Source organism: Amycolatopsis sp. NPDC114478 (assembly GCF_055633805.1).
This window is the reverse complement of record NZ_JBVKDO010000022.1, coordinates 18,517-38,243: the sequence shown is the minus strand read 5'-3', so window position 1 is coordinate 38,243 and position 19,727 is coordinate 18,517. Positions and strand designations below refer to the sequence as shown.

At 75.1% G+C, this 19,727-nt stretch carries 1 protein-coding gene; it reads left to right on the top strand.

Annotation, left to right across the window (positions count from 1 at the left end):
* Positions 1 to 173 precede the first annotated feature (173 nt).
* Complete coding sequence (locus ACZ7OH_RS41705) at positions 174 to 19,721, top strand: type I polyketide synthase (RefSeq protein ID WP_470285942.1); 19,548 nt, start codon at positions 174 to 176, stop codon at positions 19,719 to 19,721.
* Positions 19,722 to 19,727: the final 6 nt, after the last annotated feature.

Sequence of the window (19,727 nt, the reverse complement as noted above, 5' to 3'; positions counted from 1 at the left end):
GCCACCTGGGGGCGCTCGGGGCCGTCCCCAGGTCCAGGGCAAGTCTCGGGTTTTCCAGGCGGGGCGTGCGGTTGACTCCCCGGCAAGTGGACGTTCGCTCGGCGCCGGTCCGGAGAGGAACGCCGTCGCGGTGGCGTCACCCGGGTAAGAACACGCTCACCCTGGAGATGTCTATGCCGGCCGGGTCGGATCGAGTCGTCGAAGCACTGCGCGTCGCCGTGCAGGAGAACAAACAGCTGCGGCGGCAGAACACCACGCTGCTCGCTGCGGCGGCGGAGCCCGTCGCGGTCGTCGCGATGAGCTGCCGGTACCCGGGCGGCGTGCAGTCGCCCGAGGACCTGTGGCGGCTAGTCGACGACGGCGTCGACGCGGTCACGGACTTCCCGGACGGCCGGGGCTGGCCGGATTCCCCGCACCAGGGCGGTTTCCTGCACCAGGCCGGGGACTTCGACCCCGCCTTCTTCGGTATCTCGCCGCGCGAGGCGCTGGCCATGGATCCGCAGCAGCGGATCGTCCTCGAGCTGGCCTGGGAAGCCTTCGAACGCGCCGGCATCGACCCGCGCGAGATCGAGGGCAGCACCGGCGGCGTGTTCGTCGGCGCCGGCTCCATGGGCTACGGCCGCGGTCTCGCCGCCCTGCCCGACGGAGTCGAGGGTTACCTGGTCACCGGCACCGAGTCTTCGGTGATCTCCGGTCGCATCGCCTACTTCTACGGTCTCGAAGGTCCCGCCGTCACCGTCGACACGGCGTGCTCGTCTTCGCTGGTCGCGCTGCACTGGGCGGCCCGGTCCCTGCGGGCGCGCGAGTGCTCGTTCGCCCTCGCCGGCGGCGTCGCCGTGATGGCCACCCCCGGCCTCTACGGCGAGTTCGACCGCCAGGGCGGCCTGGCGTCCGACGGCCGCTGCAAGTCCTTCGCCGAGGCCGCCGACGGCGCCGGGTTCTCCGAAGGCGCCGGGCTCGTGCTGCTGGAACGGCTGTCCGACGCCCGCCGCAACGGCCACGAAGTCCTCGCCGTCATCCGCGGCTCCGCCGTCAACTCCGACGGCGCGTCCAACGGCCTCACCGCCCCCAACGGCCCCTCACAGCAGCGCGTCATCCGCCAGGCGCTGGAGAACGCCGGTCTCACCCCCGACGACATCGACACCGTCGAGGCGCACGGCACCGGCACGATCCTCGGCGACCCCATCGAAGCCCAGGCCCTGCTGGCCACCTACGGCCACGAGCGCGCGGGCGACCCGCTGTGGCTCGGCTCGTTCAAGTCGAACGTCGGCCACACGCAGTCCGCCGCCGGCGTCGGCGGGGTCATCAAGACCATCCAGGCCATGCGCCACGGTGTGCTCCCGCGAACCCTGCACGTCGACGCGCCGACGTCCCACGTGGACTGGGCGGCGGGCCGGGTCTCGCTGCTGACCGGCGCACGGCCGTGGCCGGAGACCGGGAAACCGCGGCGCGCGGCCGTGTCGTCGTTCGGCATCAGCGGCACCAACGCGCACCTGATCCTCGAACAGCCGGTCCCCGAGATCGTCGAAGCGGCTCCGGTCCACGAGCCCGCCGGCTACCTGTGGCCGGTGTCCGGCCGCACGCCGGACGCGCTGCGTGCCCAGGCTGCCCGCCTGCTGACCCATCTCGACGCCCGTCCGGAGCACACGCCGCTCGACGTCGCGCATTCGCTGGCCACCACGCGGGTCGCGTTCCCGCACCGCGCCGTGCTCACCGGCACCGGCCGTGACGAACTGCTGACCGCCCTGCACGCGCTGGCCACGTCCGCCGCCGCGCCCGGGGTGCACACCGGCTCGGCCCTGCACCCCGGATCCTCGGCGTTCCTGTTCACCGGCCAGGGTGCCCAGCGCGCCGGGATGGGCGACGCGCTCGCCGCGGCCTTCCCGGTGTTCGCGCGCACCCGCGACGAGATCTTCGCGCTGCTCGACCGGCCCGAACAGTCCTCGGTGGACGAGACGGGGGTGGCGCAGCCCGCGCTGTTCGCCTTCGAGGTCGCGCTTTTCCGCCTCCTCGAATCCCTCGGTGTGCGCCCGGACTTCGTCGCCGGGCACTCGGTCGGCGAGATCGCCGCGGCGCACGTCGCCGGCGTGCTGTCGCTGGCGGACGCCTGCACGCTCGTCGGCGCCCGCGGCCGGCTCATGCAGGCCCTGCCCGCCGGGGGCGCGATGGTCGCGATCCAGGCGACCGAGGCCGAGATCCTGCCGCTGCTGAACGACGAGGTCTCCATCGCGGCGGTCAACGGCCCGGAGGCGGTCGTCGTCTCCGGGGCGGAAGGCGCCGTCCTGGCCATCGCGGTGCGGTTCGAGAAGACCAAGCGGCTCACGGTGAGCCACGCGTTCCACTCGCCGCTGATGGACCCGATGCTCGACGACTTCCGCGCGGTACTGGCGACGCTGACCTTCGCCGGGCCCGCGATCCCGGTCGTCGCGGCCGGCGATGTGTCTACAGTGGACTACTGGGTCCGCCACGTGCGCGACGCCGTCCGCTACGCCGACACCGTCGCCGACCTGGTGTCCCGTGGCGTCACCACGTTCCTCGAAGTCGGCCCGGACGCGACGCTCTCGGCGATGACCACCGAGCTGACCGGCCCGGACACCGACTGCGTCCCGACCACCCGCCGTGGCCGCGACGAGATCACGACACTGCTTTCGGCGCTCGCCCGCTGGCAGGTCCGCGGCGGCGCCTTCGACTGGACGGCCTGGCACGAGGGCACCGGCGCCCGCGTCGTCGACCTGCCCACCTACGCCTTCCAGCGCCGTACCTACTGGCTCGAGGGCGGCACCGGCGGCGACCTCGGCCAGGTCGGGCTCGACCCGGCTGGGCACCCGCTGCTCGGCGCCGCCGTCGAGCTGCCCGAGTCCGGCGGTTTCCTGTTCGCCGGCGAGCTGTCCGTGCGCCGCCAGGCCTGGCTCGGCCAGCACGAAATCCTGGGCACGAAGCTGCTGCCGGGCACGGCGTTCGTCGAGCTCGCGGGCCGGGCCGGCGCGCAGGTCGGCTGCGCGCGCGTCGAGGAGCTGACGTTCGCGGCGCCGCTCGTGCTGCCCGCGTCCGGCGGCGTGCGGGTGCAGGTCGTCGCCGGTCCGGCCGGCGAGGACGGCAGCCGCTCGGTCAGCGTCTACTCCCAGCAGGACGACGGCTGGGTGCGGCACGCCTTCGGCCGACTCGGCGTGGGCGGCGCGCCCGCCGCGGCGCTCCCCGCGGAGTGGCCCCCGGCCGGCGCCGAGCCGATCGGGCTGGACGGCTTCTACGAGAACCTCGCCGAGCAGGGCCTGAGGTACGGCACGGCGTTCCGGGGACTGCGTGCGGCGTGGCAGCTCGGGGACGAGGTGTTCGCCGAGGTCGCGCTGCCGCCGGAGCACGAGACCGAAGCCGCGGCGTTCGGCCTGCACCCGGCGCTGCTGGACGCGGTCCTGCACGCCTCCGCCCACCTCGACCGCGACGGCCTTCCGTTCTCCTGGGCCGGTGTCGGCGTCCAGCCGACCCAGGCGACGACCTTGCGGGCCAGGCTGAGCCCGGTGGGGGAGAACGCCGTCGCGCTCGCCGTCACCGACCCCGCGGGCACGCCGGTGCTCGCCGCCGACGCGCTGACGTTCCGCTCCGTCGCCGCCGGCGAACTGCGCGCGACCCGGCACGAATCCCTGTTCCGTCCCGTGTGGACACCCGCGCCCGCCGTCGCCGTGACGCAGCCGGCCGACGACGCCGACTGGGTCGTCCTCGGCACCGGGCTCGGCTTCGCCACCCCAGCCGTGTTCCCCGACCTCGCGACGGTCCGGATCAGCGCGGACCCGGTCCCGGCCGTCGTGCTCGCCCCGCTCCCCGGCGGCACGGGCGACGCGGAAGCCGCGCACGCCGCCGCGTCGTGGGCCCTCGAACTCCTGCAGACCTGGATCGCCGAACCGGACTTCGCCCGGTCGCGCCTGGTCTTCGTCACCTCGGGCGCCGTCCCGGCCGCCGAGGGCGACGAGGTCGACCCGGCCGCCGCCGCGGTGTGGGGCCTGGTCCGCTCCGCACAGGCCGAGCACCCCGGCCGGTTCGTGCTCATCGATGTCGACGAACCCGAGAACCTCACCACGCCGCTGCAGCACGTCCTCGACTCCAGCGAAGCCCAGGCCGCGCTGCGCGACGGCGGGATCCTCCTGCCGCGCCTGGCCCGGCTCCCGGTCGGCGACAGCCCGACCGCACACTTCCCCGAAGGCGCCACCGTCCTGGTCACCGGTGGCACCGGCGGACTCGGTGGCCTGATCGCGAAGCACCTGGTCACGACCCACGGCGTCCGCAGCCTGCTGCTCGCCGGCCGGCGCGGTCCCGACGCCCCGGGTGCGGCCGGACTCCGCGAGGAGCTGACCGCGCTCGGCGCCGACGTCACGATCGCCGCCTGCGACGCCGCCGACCGCGACGCCCTGGCCGCGCTGCTGGCCGAGCACCCGATCGGCGCGGTCGTGCACGCCGCCGGTGTCCTCGACGACGGCGTCGTCGAAACCCTGACGCCCGAACGCCTGGCGACGGTCTTCCGCGCGAAGGTCGACGCGGCCTGGAACCTGCACGAGCTGACCGGCGACCTCGGCGCGTTCGTGCTGTTCTCCTCGGCCGCCGGTGTGCTCGGCAGCCCCGGGCAGGCCAACTACGCCGCCGCCAACGCCTTCCTCGACGCGCTCGCCCAGCGCCGTCGCACCGACGGACGGCCCGGCCAGTCCCTGGCTTGGGGCGCGTGGGCCGGGGACGCGGGCATGGCGGCCCGGCTGTCCGCCGTGGACCACCGCCGGCTCGCCGCGGCCGGTCTGCCGCCGCTCGACCCGGCGGAGGGGCTCGCGCTGTTCGACGCGGCCCTGGCCGAAGCCGAACCCAGCGTCCTGCCCATGCGCTTGGACGTCGGCGCCCTGCGTGGCCGCCCGGGTGTCCCGGCACTGCTGCGCGCGCTGGTCCCCGGCGGTGCCGCGCCGAGCGCGGCGCGCGGCCCGGCGACCGCACTGGCCGAAAGCTTCGGCGGGCTCACCGAAGCCGACCGTGCCCGCGCGCTGGCCGATCTGGTGTGCGCCGAAGCCGGCCTCGTGCTCGGCTACGCGGCCACCGACAGCGTCGACGGCCGAAGTGCGTTCAAGGACCTCGGCTTCGACTCGCTGACCGCGGTCGAGCTGCGCAACCGCCTCGACGCGGCCACCGGGCTGCGGCTGCCCGCCACGCTCGTGTTCGACTACCCGACGCCGGAAGCGCTCGCCGCGTTCCTCGACCGGCAGCTGACCGGCGCCGACGCCGACCACCACACCCCGGTGACCGTGCGCCCGGTGTCCGATGACCCGATCGTCATCGTCGGCATGGGCTGCCGCTACCCGGGTGGCGTCGGTTCGCCCGAGGACCTGTGGAATCTGGTCGAGAACGGCGTGGACGCGGTATCCGGTTTCCCGGTCAACCGCGGCTGGGACGTCGAGGGCCTCTACCACCCGGACCCCGACCACCCGGGCACGTCCTACACCCGCAGCGGCGGGTTCCTGCACGAGGCGGGCGAGTTCGACCCGGCGTTCTTCGGGATGAGCCCGCGCGAAGCCCTGGCCACGGACTCGCAACAGCGCCTGCTGCTCGAAGTCTCGTGGGAAGCCGTCGAACGCGCGGGCCTCGACCCGCGTTCGCTGCGCGGCTCCCGGACCGGCGTGTTCGTCGGCGTGATGTACTCCGACTACGGCCTGCTGCTGCAGGGCAGCCCGGAAGCCGAGGCGTACCAGGGCAACGGCAGCGCGCCGAGTGTCGCCTCGGGCCGGATCGCCTACACGATGGGGCTCGAAGGCCCGACGGTCACCGTCGACACGGCGTGCTCGTCTTCGCTGGTCGCCCTGCACTGGGCGGCACAGGCACTGCGACAGGGGGAGTGCTCGCTGGCGTTGGCCGGCGGCGTCACGGTCATGTCGACACCCGGGTCGTTCGTCGCCTCCAGCCGCCAGCGCGGCATCGCCGCCGACGGCCGCTGCAAGTCCTTTTCGGACACCGCCGACGGCGTGGGCTGGTCCGAGGGGGCCGGCATCCTGGTACTGGAGCGCATGTCGGACGCGCGCCGCCACGGCCACGAGATCCTCGCCGTCCTGCGCGGGTCGGCGGTCAACTCCGACGGCGCCTCGAACGGCCTGACCGCACCGAACGGCCCGTCGCAGCAACGCGTCATCCGCCAAGCGCTTGCCGCGTCCGGACTGTCCACGAAGGACGTCGACGTCGTCGAGGCGCACGGCACCGGCACGACCCTCGGCGACCCGATCGAGGCGCAGGCGCTGCTCGCCACCTACGGCCAGGACCGGGAAATCCCGCTGCTGCTGGGCTCGATCAAGTCCAACATCGGGCACGCCCAGGCGGCGGCCGGGGTCGCCGGGATCATCAAGGTCGTCCAGGCGATGCGGAACGAGACGCTGCCGCGCACGCTGCACGTCACCGAGCCGTCCACGCACGTCGAGTGGGCCGCGGGGAACGTCGAGCTGCTCACCGACGCGCGCCCGTGGCCCGCCGAGGCCGGCCGTCCGCGCCGCGCGGGTGTCTCGTCGTTCGGCATCAGCGGCACCAACGCGCACGCGATCATCGAAGAACCGCCGGTCGTCATCCCGGCCCGCGACGAAGCCGAACGCGAGCTGCCGTGCGTCCCGCTGATCCTCAGCGGCCGCACCCCGGAAGCCCTGCGGGACCAGGCCGCGCGACTGCGAGACGTCACCGCCGCCCCTCTCGACTTCGGCTACTCCCTGGCCACGACGCGCTCGACGTTCGACCACCGCGCCGTCGTCTTCACGGCCGACGGGCTCGCGGCGCTCGCCGAAGGGCGGCCGTCGCCGCTGGTCACCGTCGGCGAGGCGAAGGGCGCGCCCAAGGTCGCGTTCGTCTTCACCGGCCAGGGCGCCCAGCGGCCCGGCATGACCCGCGGCCTCTACGACGCCTTCCCGGCGTTCGCCACCGCGCTCGACGCCGTGCTCGATCGCCTCGACCCGCGGGTCCGCGAAGTCCTGTGGAGCGAGGACGCCGAAGCGCTGTCACAGACCGGGTTCGCGCAGCCGGCGTTGTTCGCGGTCGAGGTCGCGCTCGTGCGCCTGCTGGGTTCGTGGGGCGTCCGGCCGGACTTCGTCGGCGGCCACTCGGTCGGTGAGATCGCCGCCGCGCACGTCGCCGGGGTGCTCACGGTGGACGACGCTTGTGAGCTGGTCACGGCCCGCGCGTCGTTGATGCAGGACCTCGAGCCGGGCGGCGCGATGGTCGCCGTCCGCGCGACCGAGGACGAAGTCGCGCCGTACCTGGGCGACGAGGTCGCGATCGCGGCGGTCAACGGCCCGACGTCGATCGTCCTGTCCGGCGTCGAAGCCGCGGTGCTCGCCGCGGCCGAGAACTTCGAGGACATCAAGCGGCTCGCGGTGTCGCACGCGTTCCACTCGCCGCTGATGGACCCGATGCTGCCCGCGTTCCGAGACGCCATCGCGGACCTGACCTTCACCGCGCCCGCCGTGCCGTTCCTCGGCGAGGGTGACGTCACCGACCCGGAACGGTGGGTCGCGCACGTCCGCGAGCCGGTCCGGTTCGCCGACACCGCCGCGCGGTTGCCGGGGGCCGCTCTGATCGTCGAGATCGGCCCGGACGCGGTCCTGTCCGCGATGACCGACGGCATCCCGGTGGCCCGCCGCGGCCGCGACGACGTGGAAACCCTGGTCGGCGCCCTCGGCCGGCTGCACGTCGGTGGCGTGCGGATCGACTGGCCGGCCTTCTTCGCCGGTACCGGCGCCCGCCGGGTCCCGCTGCCCACCTACGCGTTCCAGCACGAGTGGTACTGGCCCTCGGCCGCCGCGCCCAGCACCGAGACGGCCGACGCGGAGTTCTGGGCCGCGGTCGATCGGGGCGACGCCGCGGGTTTGGCCGCCCGCCTCGACGTCGACGACGCGTCCCTCAGCGCCGTCTTGCCCGCGCTGTCCTCCTACCGTCGTTCGCGCCACGAAGAGTCCGTGGTGGACAGATGGCGCTACAAGGCGACGTGGGTCCCGGTCACCGCGGCCCGTCCCGGCACCGGAGCGTGGCTCGTGGTCGTCCCGGCCGCGCTCGCCGGCGACCCGTGGGTCACCACCGTCGCCGGGTACTTCGACGGCGAGCCCCTGGTCTTCGACGACGCCATCGCCGACCGTCTGCGCGAGCGCGACTTCGACCACGTGCTTTCCTTGCTGGCGCTGGACGAATCCGGCTTCCCGGGCGTCCCGGCCGGCCTCACCGCCACCACGACGCTGTTGCAGGCCCTCGGTGACACCCCGCTGTGGTCGGTGACCCGCGAGGCCGTCGCGGTGGCCCCGGGCGACCCGGTGAGCAGCCCCGCGCAGGCGGCCGTCTGGGGGCTCGGCCGCGCCGCCGCGCTCGAACTCCCGCAGCGCTGGGGTGGTCTCGTCGACCTGCCCGGCGAGCTCGACACCGAAGTCCCGCGCCGGCTCGCCGCCGCGCTGACCGGCGCCGACGGCGAGGACCAGCTGGCCGTTCGCGCGGCCGGGCTGTTCGGCCGTCGCATCATCGCCGCGCCGCCACCGTCGACCCGCCACCCCGGATCCGGCGAGGGCACCACGCTCATCACCGGCGGCACCGGCGCCCTCGGCGCGGCGGTCGCGCGCCACCTGGCCAAGGCCGGCCGCACCCTGGTGCTGCTCAGCCGCCGTGGCCCGGACGCGCCGGGCGCGTACGAACTGCACGAGGAGCTGACCGCCCTCGGCGCCGACGTCACCATCACCCCCTGCGACGTCACCGACCGGGCCGCCCTCGCCGCCGTGCTGGCCGGGATGCCCGGCCTGACCGACGTCGTGCACACCGCCGGGGTCCTCGACGACGGCGTCCTCGACGGCCTCACCCCGGACCGCTTCGAGGCCGGGTACCGCGCCAAGGCCGAGGCCGCGTGGAACCTGCACGAACTGACCGCAGACCTGCGGAGCTTCGTGCTGTTCTCCTCCGTCGCGGGCACCTTCGGCTCGGCCGGACAGGCCGCCTACGCGGCGGCGAACGCGACCCTCGACGCCCTCGCCGAGCACCGCCGCGGCCTCGGGCAGCCCGCGACGTCGATCGCGTGGGGCCCGTGGGCCGGCGGCGGCATGCTCGCCGCCGACCCGGGGGTCGCCGACCGCGCCCGGCGGGGCGGGCTCAGCCCGCTCGACCCGGAGCGCGCGGCCGCCGCGCTGGACCGCGCCCTAGCCGACACCACCGTCGTCGTCGCCGACATCGACTGGACCCGCTACACGCACGTGCTGCGCCGGGGCCCGCTGCTCAGCGGCGTCCCGGCGGCCGCGCTGCCCGACGCCCCGCGCGGTGACCACGAGCTGCGGGCGCGGCTCGCCGCCGTCCCCGAGGACGACCGGTTCGACTTCCTGCTCGGGCTGCTCCTGGAACAGGTCGCCCTCGTCCTCGGCCACAGCGGCGCCGGCGGCGTGGCCCCGGACCGCGCGTTCCGCGACCTCGGCTTCGACTCGCTCACCGCGGTCGAGCTGCGCAACGTCGTCGCCCTCGCCACCGGCCTCGACCTGCCCCCGTCGCTGGTGTTCGACCACCCGACCCCGGAAATCCTGACCCGCCACCTGCTGGGCGAGTTGGCCGGCACTCTCGCCGAGACGGCCGCGCCGGTGCGGACGGCTGCCGACGACGACCCGATCGTCATCGTCGGCATCGGCTGCCGCTTCCCCGGCGGCGTCCGCGGCCCGGAGGACTTCTGGCGCCTGCTGGCTGACGGCGGCGACGGCATCACGAGCTTCCCCGACGACCGCGGCTGGGACCTCGCGAACCTCGCCTCGGGCTACGAGTACGCGCTGACCGGCGGGTTCCTGGACGGCGTCACCGACTTCGACGCCGACTTCTTCGGCATCTCGCCGCGCGAGGCGATGGCCATGGACCCGCAGCAGCGGCTGCTGCTCGAAGTCTCCTGGGAAGCTTTGGAACGCGCCGGGATCGACCCGGCGACGCTGCACGGCGGCGACACCGGCGTGTTCGTGGGCACCAACGGCCAGGACTACGTCAACCTCCTGGCGACCTCCGGCGAAGACGTCCAAGGGCATCTGGCCACCGGCACCACCGCGAGCGTCCTGTCCGGCCGGCTGTCGTACACGCTCGGGCTGGAAGGCCCGTCGGTCACCGTCGACACCGCGTGCTCGTCGTCGATGGTCGCTTTGCACTGGGCCGTGCAGGCGGTGCGCCGCGGCGAGTGCACGACCGCGCTCGCGGGCGGGGTCACGATCATGGCCACCCCGAACTCCTTCGCCGAGTTCGCCCGCCAGGGCGGCCTCGCCGCCGACGGCCGCTGCAAGCCGTTCGCCGACGGCGCCGACGGCACCGGCTGGTCCGAAGGCGCCGGCGTCCTGGTCGTCGAGCGCTTGTCGACCGCTCGGGAGCAGGGCCACCCGGTGCTCGCCGTGGTCCGCGGCACCGCCGTCAACTCCGACGGTGCGTCCAACGGCCTCACCGCCCCCAACGGCCCCGCCCAGCAACGCGTGATCCGCCAAGCGCTCGCCGACGCCGGACTGTCCACTGCGGACGTCGACGCGGTCGAAGCGCACGGCACCGGCACGGTGCTCGGCGACCCGATCGAGGCCCAGGCCCTGCTGGCCACCTACGGCCGCGACCGCGAAGAGCCGCTGTGGCTCGGCGCCGTCAAGTCCAACCTCGGCCACACCCAGGCCGCGGCCGGCGTCGCCGGGATCATCAAGATGGTCCTCGCGCTGCGCCACGGCGAACTGCCGAAAACCCTGCACGTCGACGAGCCCTCGAGCCGCGTCGACTGGGCCGCCGGCGACGTCCGCGTGCTCACCGAGCACCGCGCCTGGCCCGAAGCCGGGCGGCCGCGCCGCGCCGGCGTGTCGTCGTTCGGGCTGAGCGGCACCAACTCGCACGCGATCCTCGAGCAGGCCCCCGTCTTCGACGACGTCGTCGCCGCGGAGCCCGCGACTGTGCCGCTGCTGCTGTCCGCGCGCACGCCACAGGCCCTGTCCGAGCAGGCGGGGCAGCTGCACGCGCTGCTGTCCGACCGCGCCCCCGCCGGCGTCGCCCGGGCGCTCGCGACCACCCGCACCGCGTTCCCGTACCGCGCAGCGATCATCGGCGACCCCTTGGACCGGCTCGCCGCGCTCGCCGAAACGCCCGCCGGAACGCCGGCGCGGACGCGCGCCAAGAGCGCGTTCGTCTTCGCCGGCCAAGGTGCTCAGCGGCCGGGCATGGGTGCCGAGCTCTACCGGCGCTTCCCGGTGTTCGCCGAAGCCTTCGACGCCGTGTGCGCGCAGTTCGACCAGCCGTTGCGCGACGTCGTCTTCGGCGACGACGCCGCGCTGCTGGACCGCACCGACTGGACCCAGCCCGCGACCTTCGCCCTCGGGGTCGCGCAGTTCCGGCTGCTGGAATCCTTCGGCGTCAAGCCGTCCTGGCTCGCCGGGCACTCGGTCGGCGAGATCGCCGCCGCGCACGTCGCCGGGGTGCTGTCGCTGAAGGATGCCTGTACGCTCGTCGCCGCCCGCGGCCGCCTGATGGCCGCGCTCCCGGCCGGCGGCGCGATGGCCGCGGTCCGCGCACCTGAAGCGGTCGTCCGCGTGTTCCTGACCGACGGTGTCACGATCGCCGCGGTCAACGGCCCCGCAGCCGTGGTCGTGGCGGGCGCGGAAGCCGCCGTCACCCGCACCACCGACGCGCTGGCCGGGTCCGGGCACCACGTCCGGCGCCTCGCGGTCAGCCACGCGTTCCACTCACCGCTGATGGACCCGATGCTCGACGAGTTCGCCGAAGTACTGGCGGGCCTGGAGTTCGGCGAACCGCGGCTGCCGATCGTCTCGACCGTGACCGGCGAGGTCGCCGATCCGCGCACGCCCGGGTACTGGGTCGAGCACGTCCGGCGGCCGGTTCGGTTCGCCGACGCCGTGCGCGTGCTCGGCGAACAGGGCGCCGCGGCCGTCGTCGAGCTGGGCCCGGACGGCTCGCTGTCGGCCGCCGCGAGCGAGATCCTCGGCTCCGACGTCGCCTGCGTCCCGCTGCTGCGCCGCGACCAGGGCGAGGAGACCGCGTTCGTGACGGCGCTGGGCCGCCTGCACGTCGCCGGCGTCCGCGTCGCCTGGCCCGCGTTCTTCGGCCCGGCCGGCGGCCCCGGTCCCGACCTGCCGACGTATCCGTTCCAGCGCGAACGCCACTGGCCGCGCACGTCCGCCGCGGTGCCCGGCGACCTCGGTTCGGTCGGCCTCGACACCGCGGCGCACCCGCTGCTCGGCGCGGGCGTCGAACTGCCCGACTCCGGCGGGTTCCTGTTCACCGCGCGGCTTTCGCTGCGCACGCAGCCGTGGCTGGCCGACCACTTCGTGCTCGGCGCGGCGCTGCTGCCCGGCACCGCCTACCTCGACCTCGCGATCCGCGCCGCCGATCGGGCGGGGTGCGACCGCGTCGACGAGCTCACCCTCGAAGTCCCGCTGGTCCTGCCCGCCGACGGGGCGGTCCGGTTGCAGGTCGTCGTCGGCCCAGCCGGCTCGGCGGGCGAGCGCGCCTTGGCGGTGTACTCCAGCCCGGCCGGCGGCGGTGAGCAGCCCTGGACGCGGCACGCGAGCGGCCGCCTCGGCACGGGCGCCGCGACTCCGGACGCCACCGCCGCGTGGCCGCCGCCGGACGCCGAACCCGTTGCCCTGGAGGGGTTCTACGAGCGGCTCGCCTCGGGTGGGTTCGCCTACGGACCGCTGTTCCGCGGTCTCAAGGCCGTCTGGCGCACGTCGGAGGCGGTGTTCGCCGACGTCGTGCTGCCCGAGGAGGCCGAGCGCGACGCGGCGGCGTTCGGGCTGCACCCGGCGCTGCTGGACGCCGTCTTGCACGCCGCCGAGCACGCGGGGCTGACCGACGTCGACGGTGGCCGGCTCCCGTTCGCCTGGAGCGACGTCACCCTGCACGCCGGTGGCGCGGCGGTTGTGCGGGCCAAGCTGACCCGGCGCGGCGAAGACTCCGTCGCGATCGAGTTGCGCGACGCGGCCGGAGACCCGGTCGCCTCGGTCGGCTCGCTCGTCCTGCGGCCCGCGGCTCCGGCCCGGACCCAGCCCGTCGACTCGCTCTACCGCCTCGACTGGGTGCCGGTCCCGCGGCCGGCAGAGGACGCCGAGTTCGCCGTCCACCGCGTCACGACCGGCGACCCCGGTCCCGCGGGGGTGCGTGCCGCCACCGCCGAAGCGCTTGCCGTGCTGCAGTCCGCCGAGGACTCCCGGCTGGTGTTCGTCACGTCCGGCATGGACGATCCCGCCACCGCGGCCGTCTGGGGCCTCGTGCGTTCGGCCCAGCGCGAGAGCCCGGGCCGGTTCTTCCTGTCCGATGTGGACGGCCACCCCGAGTCCCTCGCCGCGCTGCCCGCCGTGGTGGCGTCCGGTGAACCGCAGACGATCGTGCGCGGAGGCGAGATCAGCATCGCGCGGATCACCCGCGTGCCGCACGCCGACGACGTCGTCCCGCCGAAGTGGGACGAGGGCACCGTGCTGATCACCGGCGGCACCGGCGGGCTCGGCGCGACGCTGGCCCGCCACCTGGTCACCACGCACGGCGCCCGGCGGCTGCTGCTGGTCAGCCGCCGCGGCCCGGACGCACCCGGCGCGGCCGACCTGGTCGCCGAGCTGACCGCGGCCGGCGCCGAGGTCGACGTCGCGGCGGCGGACGTCGCCGACCGCGCCGAGCTGGCCCACGTGCTCGACGGTGTCGCGCTGTCCGCGGTCGTGCACACCGCCGGTGTCCTCGACGACGGCATCCTCGGCTCGCTCACCCCCGAGCGGCTCGACACCGTGCTGGCGCCGAAGTTCGACGCCGCCTGGCATCTCGACGAGCTGACCCGCGACCTCGACCTGACCGCGTTCGTCGTCTACTCCTCGGTCGCCGGCACGTTCGGCGCGGCCGGGCAGGCGAACTACACCGCGGCCAACGCGGCCCTCGACGCCCTCGTCCGGCGCCGCCGCGCCCGCGGGCAGGCCGCGCTCTCGCTCGGCTGGGGCGCGTGGTCGCGGGCGGGCGGCATGACCGCCACGCTCACCGACGCCGACCTGCGCCGGATGGCCGCCACCGGCATGCCCGCGCTCGAGCCGGAGCACGCGCTCGCGTTGTTCGACGCGGCGTGCGCATCCGGGCTCGACACCGTGCTGCCGGTGCGCCTCGACTTCGCCGTGCTCGGCACGCAACCGGAGGTCGCGCACCTGCTGCGCGGCCTGGTCCGCACTCCCGCCCGGCAGGCGGCGGCCAACCTGCCGCGGCTCGACGGCCCGCTTCTGGGCCTCACCGAAGCCGAGCGCTCCCGCGCCGTGCTCGACCTGGTCCGCGCGCAGATCGCCGCGGTGCTCGGGCACTCCGGCACCGCGGGGGTGGCGGCCGACCGGCCGTTCCGCGAACTCGGGTTCGACTCGCTGACCGCGGTCGAGCTGCGCAACCGCCTCGACGCGGCCACCGGCCTGCGGCTGCCCGCCACCCTCACCTTCGACTACCCGACCCCGGCCGAGCTGGCCGCGTTCCTGCTCGGCGAGGTCGACGTCCCCGAGCCGGTCACCACCACGGTCGCGGTGACCGGCGACCCGGTCGTCATCGTCGGCATGGGCTGCCGCTATCCCGGTGGCGTCGGCTCGCCGGAAGACCTCTGGACCCTCGTCAACGACGGCGTGGACGCGGTGTCCGGCTTCCCGGTCAACCGCGGCTGGGACGTCGAGGGGCTCTACCACCCGGACCCCGACCACCCGGGCACGTCCTACACCCGCAGCGGCGGGTTCCTGCACGAGGCGGGCGAGTTCGACCCGGCGTTCTTCGGGATGAGCCCGCGCGAAGCCCTCGCGACCGACTCGCAGCAGCGCCTGCTGCTCGAGGTTTCGTGGGAAGCCGTCGAACGGACCGGCGTCGACCCGCGTTCGCTGCGCGGCTCGCGCACCGGCGTGTTCGTCGGTGTCATGTACTCCGACTACGGCCTGCTGCTGCAGGGCAGCCCGGACACCGAGGGCTACCAGGGCAACGGCAGCGCGCCGAGCGTCGCCTCGGGCCGTGTCGCCTACGCGTTCGGCTTGGAGGGCCCCACGCTGACCGTCGACACGGCGTGCTCGTCGTCGCTGGTCGCGCTGCACCTTGCGGCCCGTGCCCTGCAGAACGGGGAGTGCTCACTCGCGCTCGCCGGCGGCGTCACGGTGATGTCGACGCCGAGCACGTTCATCGGCTTCAGCCGCCAGCGCGGCCTGGCCGCCGACGGCCGCTGCAAGTCCTTTTCGGACACCGCCGACGGCGTCGGCTGGTCCGAGGGCGCCGGTGTGCTGGTGCTGGAACGGATGTCGGACGCGAAGCGCAACGGCCACGAGATCCTCGCGGTGGTCCGCGGATCCGCGGTCAACTCCGATGGCGCGTCGAACGGTCTCACCGCCCCGAACGGCCCCGCGCAGCAACGCGTGATCCGCCAGGCGCTCGCCGCGTCCGGACTGTCCACTTCGGACATCGACGTCGTCGAGGCCCACGGCACCGGCACCACGCTCGGCGACCCGATCGAGGCGCAGGCACTGCTGGCCACCTACGGCCGCGACCGCGCCGAGGACGCGCCGCTGCTGCTCGGGTCGATCAAGTCGAACCTCGGGCACACCCAGGCCGCGTCCGGCGTCGCCGGGATCATCAAGATGGTGCAGGCCATGCGCGCGGGTTCGCTGCCCCGCACGCTGCACGTCACCGAGCCGTCGTCGCACGTCGACTGGGCGAGCGGCGCGATCGAGCTGCTCACCGAGGCCCGCGCCTGGCCCGAGCGCGGCCGCCCGCGGCGCGCCGCGGTGTCGTCGTTCGGGATCAGTGGCACCAATGCCCACACCGTGCTCGAAGCGCCGCCCGCCCGGGTGATGCCGCCGCGTACCGAGCCGGCGCCGGCGGTGGTGGCCTGGCCGCTGGCCGGCCGGACGCCGGAAGCGGTGCGGGACCAGGCTTCCCGCCTGCTCACGCACCTGGCCGAGCACCGTGACGGGAACCCGGCGGACATCGGGTTCGCGCTGGCCACCACCCGGACGCCGTTCGCCGAACGCGCGGTCGTCACCGGCGGGACCCGCGCCGACCTCGAGCGCCGCCTGGACGTGCTGGCCCGCGGCGGCAGCGTCGCCGGGCTGGTCACCGGGACGGCGGGGGAGCAGGTGCCCGCGTTCCTCTTCGCCGGGCAGGGCAGCCAGCGCGCCGGGATGGGCCGCGATCTGTACGCGCGGTTCCCGGTGTTCGCCGAGGCACTCGACACCGTCCTCGCGCGGCTGGACCGGGAGCTGGACCGTCCGCTGCGAGAGCTGCTGTTCGCCGACGAGGCGGCCGAGCTCGACGAGACGCAGTACGCGCAGCCCGCGCTGTTCGCCTTCGAAGTCGCGCTGTACCACCTGGTCCGCTCGTGGGGGCTCGCGCCGGAGTACCTGGCCGGTCACTCGATCGGCGAGATCGCCGCCGCGCACGTCGCCGGGGTGTTCGGCCTCGACGACGCGTGCACGCTGGTCGCCGCGCGTGGCCGGCTCATGCAGCAGCTGCCCGAGGGCGGCGCGATGGTCGCCGTGCAGGCCACCGAAGCCGAGGTCCGGCCGCTGCTGGCCGGGCACGAGGACGAGGTCGCCCTCGCCGCGGTCAACGGCCCGGCGTCGGTCGTCGTGTCCGGCGCGGAGAACCGCGTCGGCGAGATCGCCGCGCACTTCGCAGCCGACGGCCGCAAGACCCGCCGCCTGCGCGTCAGCCACGCCTTCCACTCGCCGCTGATGACGCCGATGCTCGATGACTTCCGCAAGGTCGTCGCCGGGCTGACCGCGGCCGAACCGGCGGTGCCGATCGTCTCGACGGTCACCGGCGACGTGGTCACCGCCGCGACGCTGGCCTCGGCCGAGCACTGGGTCGAGCAGGTTTGGCGGCCGGTGCTGTTCGGGCCGGCCGTGCGGCGGCTGACCGAGCTGGGCGTCACCGCGTTCGCCGAGCTCGGCCCGGACGCGACGGTGTCCGCGATGGCCGCGGCGTCCCTCGACGCTTCACATGTCGCCGTCCCGTTCCTGCGGCGCGACCGGTCCGAGGCCGACGCGGTCGTCGAGGCGCTCGGCCGGCTGCACGTCGCGGGCGTCGTGCTCGACTGGCCGGCGGTGGCCGGGCCGGGCGCGCGGGCCGTGCCGCTGCCCACTTACGCCTTCCAGCACCAGTGGATCTGGCCGGGCGGCGGGCTTTCCCAGGCCGGCGACGTCTCGGCAGCCGGGCTCTGGGCGGCCGGGCACCCGCTGGTCGGCGCGGCGGTCGAGCTGCCGGACTCCGGCGGCCTGCTGTTCACCGGGCGGCTTTCGCTGGCCGCGCAGCCGTGGCTGGCCGGGCACACCGTCGGCGGGGCGGTCGTGGTCCCCGGCACGGCGCTGCTGGAGCTGGCCGTGCGGGCCGGCGACCAGGCCGGCTGCCCGCGCATCGACGAGCTCACGCTGGAAGCGCCGCTGGTCGTTCCCGATGGCGGCCGGGTCGTTGTCCAGGTCGCCGTCAGCGGCGCCGAGGACGGCGTCCGCACCCTGCGGATCTACTCCCGCGACGACGGTGAGCCGGGCGCGGCCTGGACCCGGCACGCGAGTGGCACGCTGGTGTCCGCTGTGGACGAACCGGTCACCGCGTGGCCCGAGTGGCCGCCCACCGGCGCGGAAGCCGTCGCGCTGGACGGTTTCTACGACACGATGGCCGACCGCGGCCTCGGGTACGGCCCGATGTTCCAGGGCCTGACCCGGGCGTGGCGGCTCGGCGACGACGTCTACGCCGAGGTCGCGCTGGCCGAGGACGACCACGAGGCCGCCGGGCGGTTCGTCGTGCACCCGGCGCTGCTGGACTCCGCGCTGCACGCGGCGTCGCTGCTGGACGTGGGCGGCGGCCTGCCGTTCAGCTGGGCCGGCGCGGCGTTCCTGGCCTCCGGCGCGACCGCGCTGCGGGTCCGGCTCACGCCGGTCGACGGTTCCCTCGCGGTCACGGCGACCACGCCGGACGGGACCCCGGTCGTCGTGGTCCGTTCCCTGGCCCTGCGGGCCGTACCCACCCTGTCCGCCCCGGCGCCGACCGGCTACCGGCTCACCTGGCCCGCATTGCCCGAAGCGCCGCTTCCACCCGGCACACCGCCGGTGACGCTGCTCCCGGTGCCGTCCGCGGACGGACCGGTCCCGGCCGCCGTCCGCACGGTGACGGCGCAGGTGCTGGCCGACGTCCAGCGCGCCCTCGCGGACGAACCGACGCTGGTGGTCGTCACCCGCGGTGGCGTCGCCGTCGAGCCGGCCGAACACGTCGACCTCGCCCACGCTGCCGTCTGGGGCCTGGTCCGCGCGGCCCAGCTGGAGAACCCGGGCCGGATCGTCCTCGTCGACTCCGACGGAGAGGTCCCGGAGACGGCCATCGCGGGCGCCATCGCGGCCGGTGAACCCCAGGTCGCCCTGCGGGCGGGCAAACTGCACACCGCCCGGCTCACCCCCGAGCTTTCACGTGAAAGGTCCGCGTCCTGGGATGCGGACGGGACCGTGCTCATCACCGGCGGCACCGGTGGGCTGGGCGCGACCTTCGCCCGGCACCTCGCCGGCCGCGGGGTGCGGAACCTGCTGCTGCTCGGCCGCCGCGGCCCGGCGACCGCGGACGTGCCGGAGCTCGTCGCCGAGCTGGCGGAACTCGGCGCGGAAGCGCGGGTCGTCGCCTGCGACGTCAGTGACCGGGACGCGCTCGCGGCGGTGCTGGACTCCGAGAAGCCGACGGCGGTCGTCCACGCGGCAGGCGTGCTCGACGACGGCGTCTTCGGGGCCCTCACCCCGGATCGCCTGGACACCGTCTTCGCCCCCAAGGTCGACGCGGGCTGGCACCTGCACGAGCTGACCGCCCCAGGCACCCGGCTCGTCTTCTTCTCCTCGATCGCGGGCACCCTCGGTGCGGCCGGGCAGGCCAACTACGCCGCCGCCAACGCTTTCCTCGACGCGCTCGCCCACCAGCGGGCCGCCGACGGCAAGGCCGCGCTTTCGATCGCCTGGGGTGCGTGGAGCACCGGCATGGCCGGCACCCTCACCGAAACCGAACTGGCCCGGATGCAGCGTTCCGGCCTGCCGCCACTGTCCACGGAGGACGGCGTCGCGCTGTTCGACGCGGCACTGGGCAGCACCGCCCCGGCGGTCGCAGCGCTCCGCCTCGACCTCGGCGTGCTGCGCGGCCAGGACGCGCTCCTGCCCGCCCTGCGCGGCCTGGTCACCGCGACGCCGCGGCGGGCCACGGCCACCGCGGCCGAGCCCGGCGGTGACCTGGCCGCCCGGCTGGCGCCGCTGTCGGCAGAGGAGCGGCTGCCGGTCACGATCGGCCTGGTCGGCAAGCAGGTCGAGGCCGTGCTGGGCCACGACGGCGCGGTCGGCCCGGCCGTGAGCTTCACCGACCTCGGCTTCGACTCGTTGACGTCGGTGGAACTGCGCAACCGCCTGGAAGCCCGCACCGGACTGCGGCTGCCCGCGACGCTGGTCTTCGACCACCCGACGATCACCCGGGTCGCCGAGTTCCTCGTCGCGTCCGCGCTCGGCGACGGCGCCGCGGCCCGCCCGGCGCTGGCCGAGATCGAAAAGCTGGAAAACCTGCTGTCGGCCGTCGCCTCCGACGACGACGTCCGCGCGGCGATCACCGTGCGGCTGCAGGCCCTGCTCGTCAAGTGGACCGGACCCGGCGACGAGGGCGCGGCGCCGTCCGCCGACGGGCTGGGCGCCGACGAGCTCCTCGCGTTCATCGACAACGATCTGGGGGTGAAGTGACCCGTG

Excerpts from the sequence above, each read along its gene's own strand:
- ACZ7OH_RS41705 (WP_470285942.1), top strand. The coding sequence starts at position 174 with ATGCCGGCCGGGTCGGATCGAGTCGTCGAAGCACTGCGCGTCGCCGTG.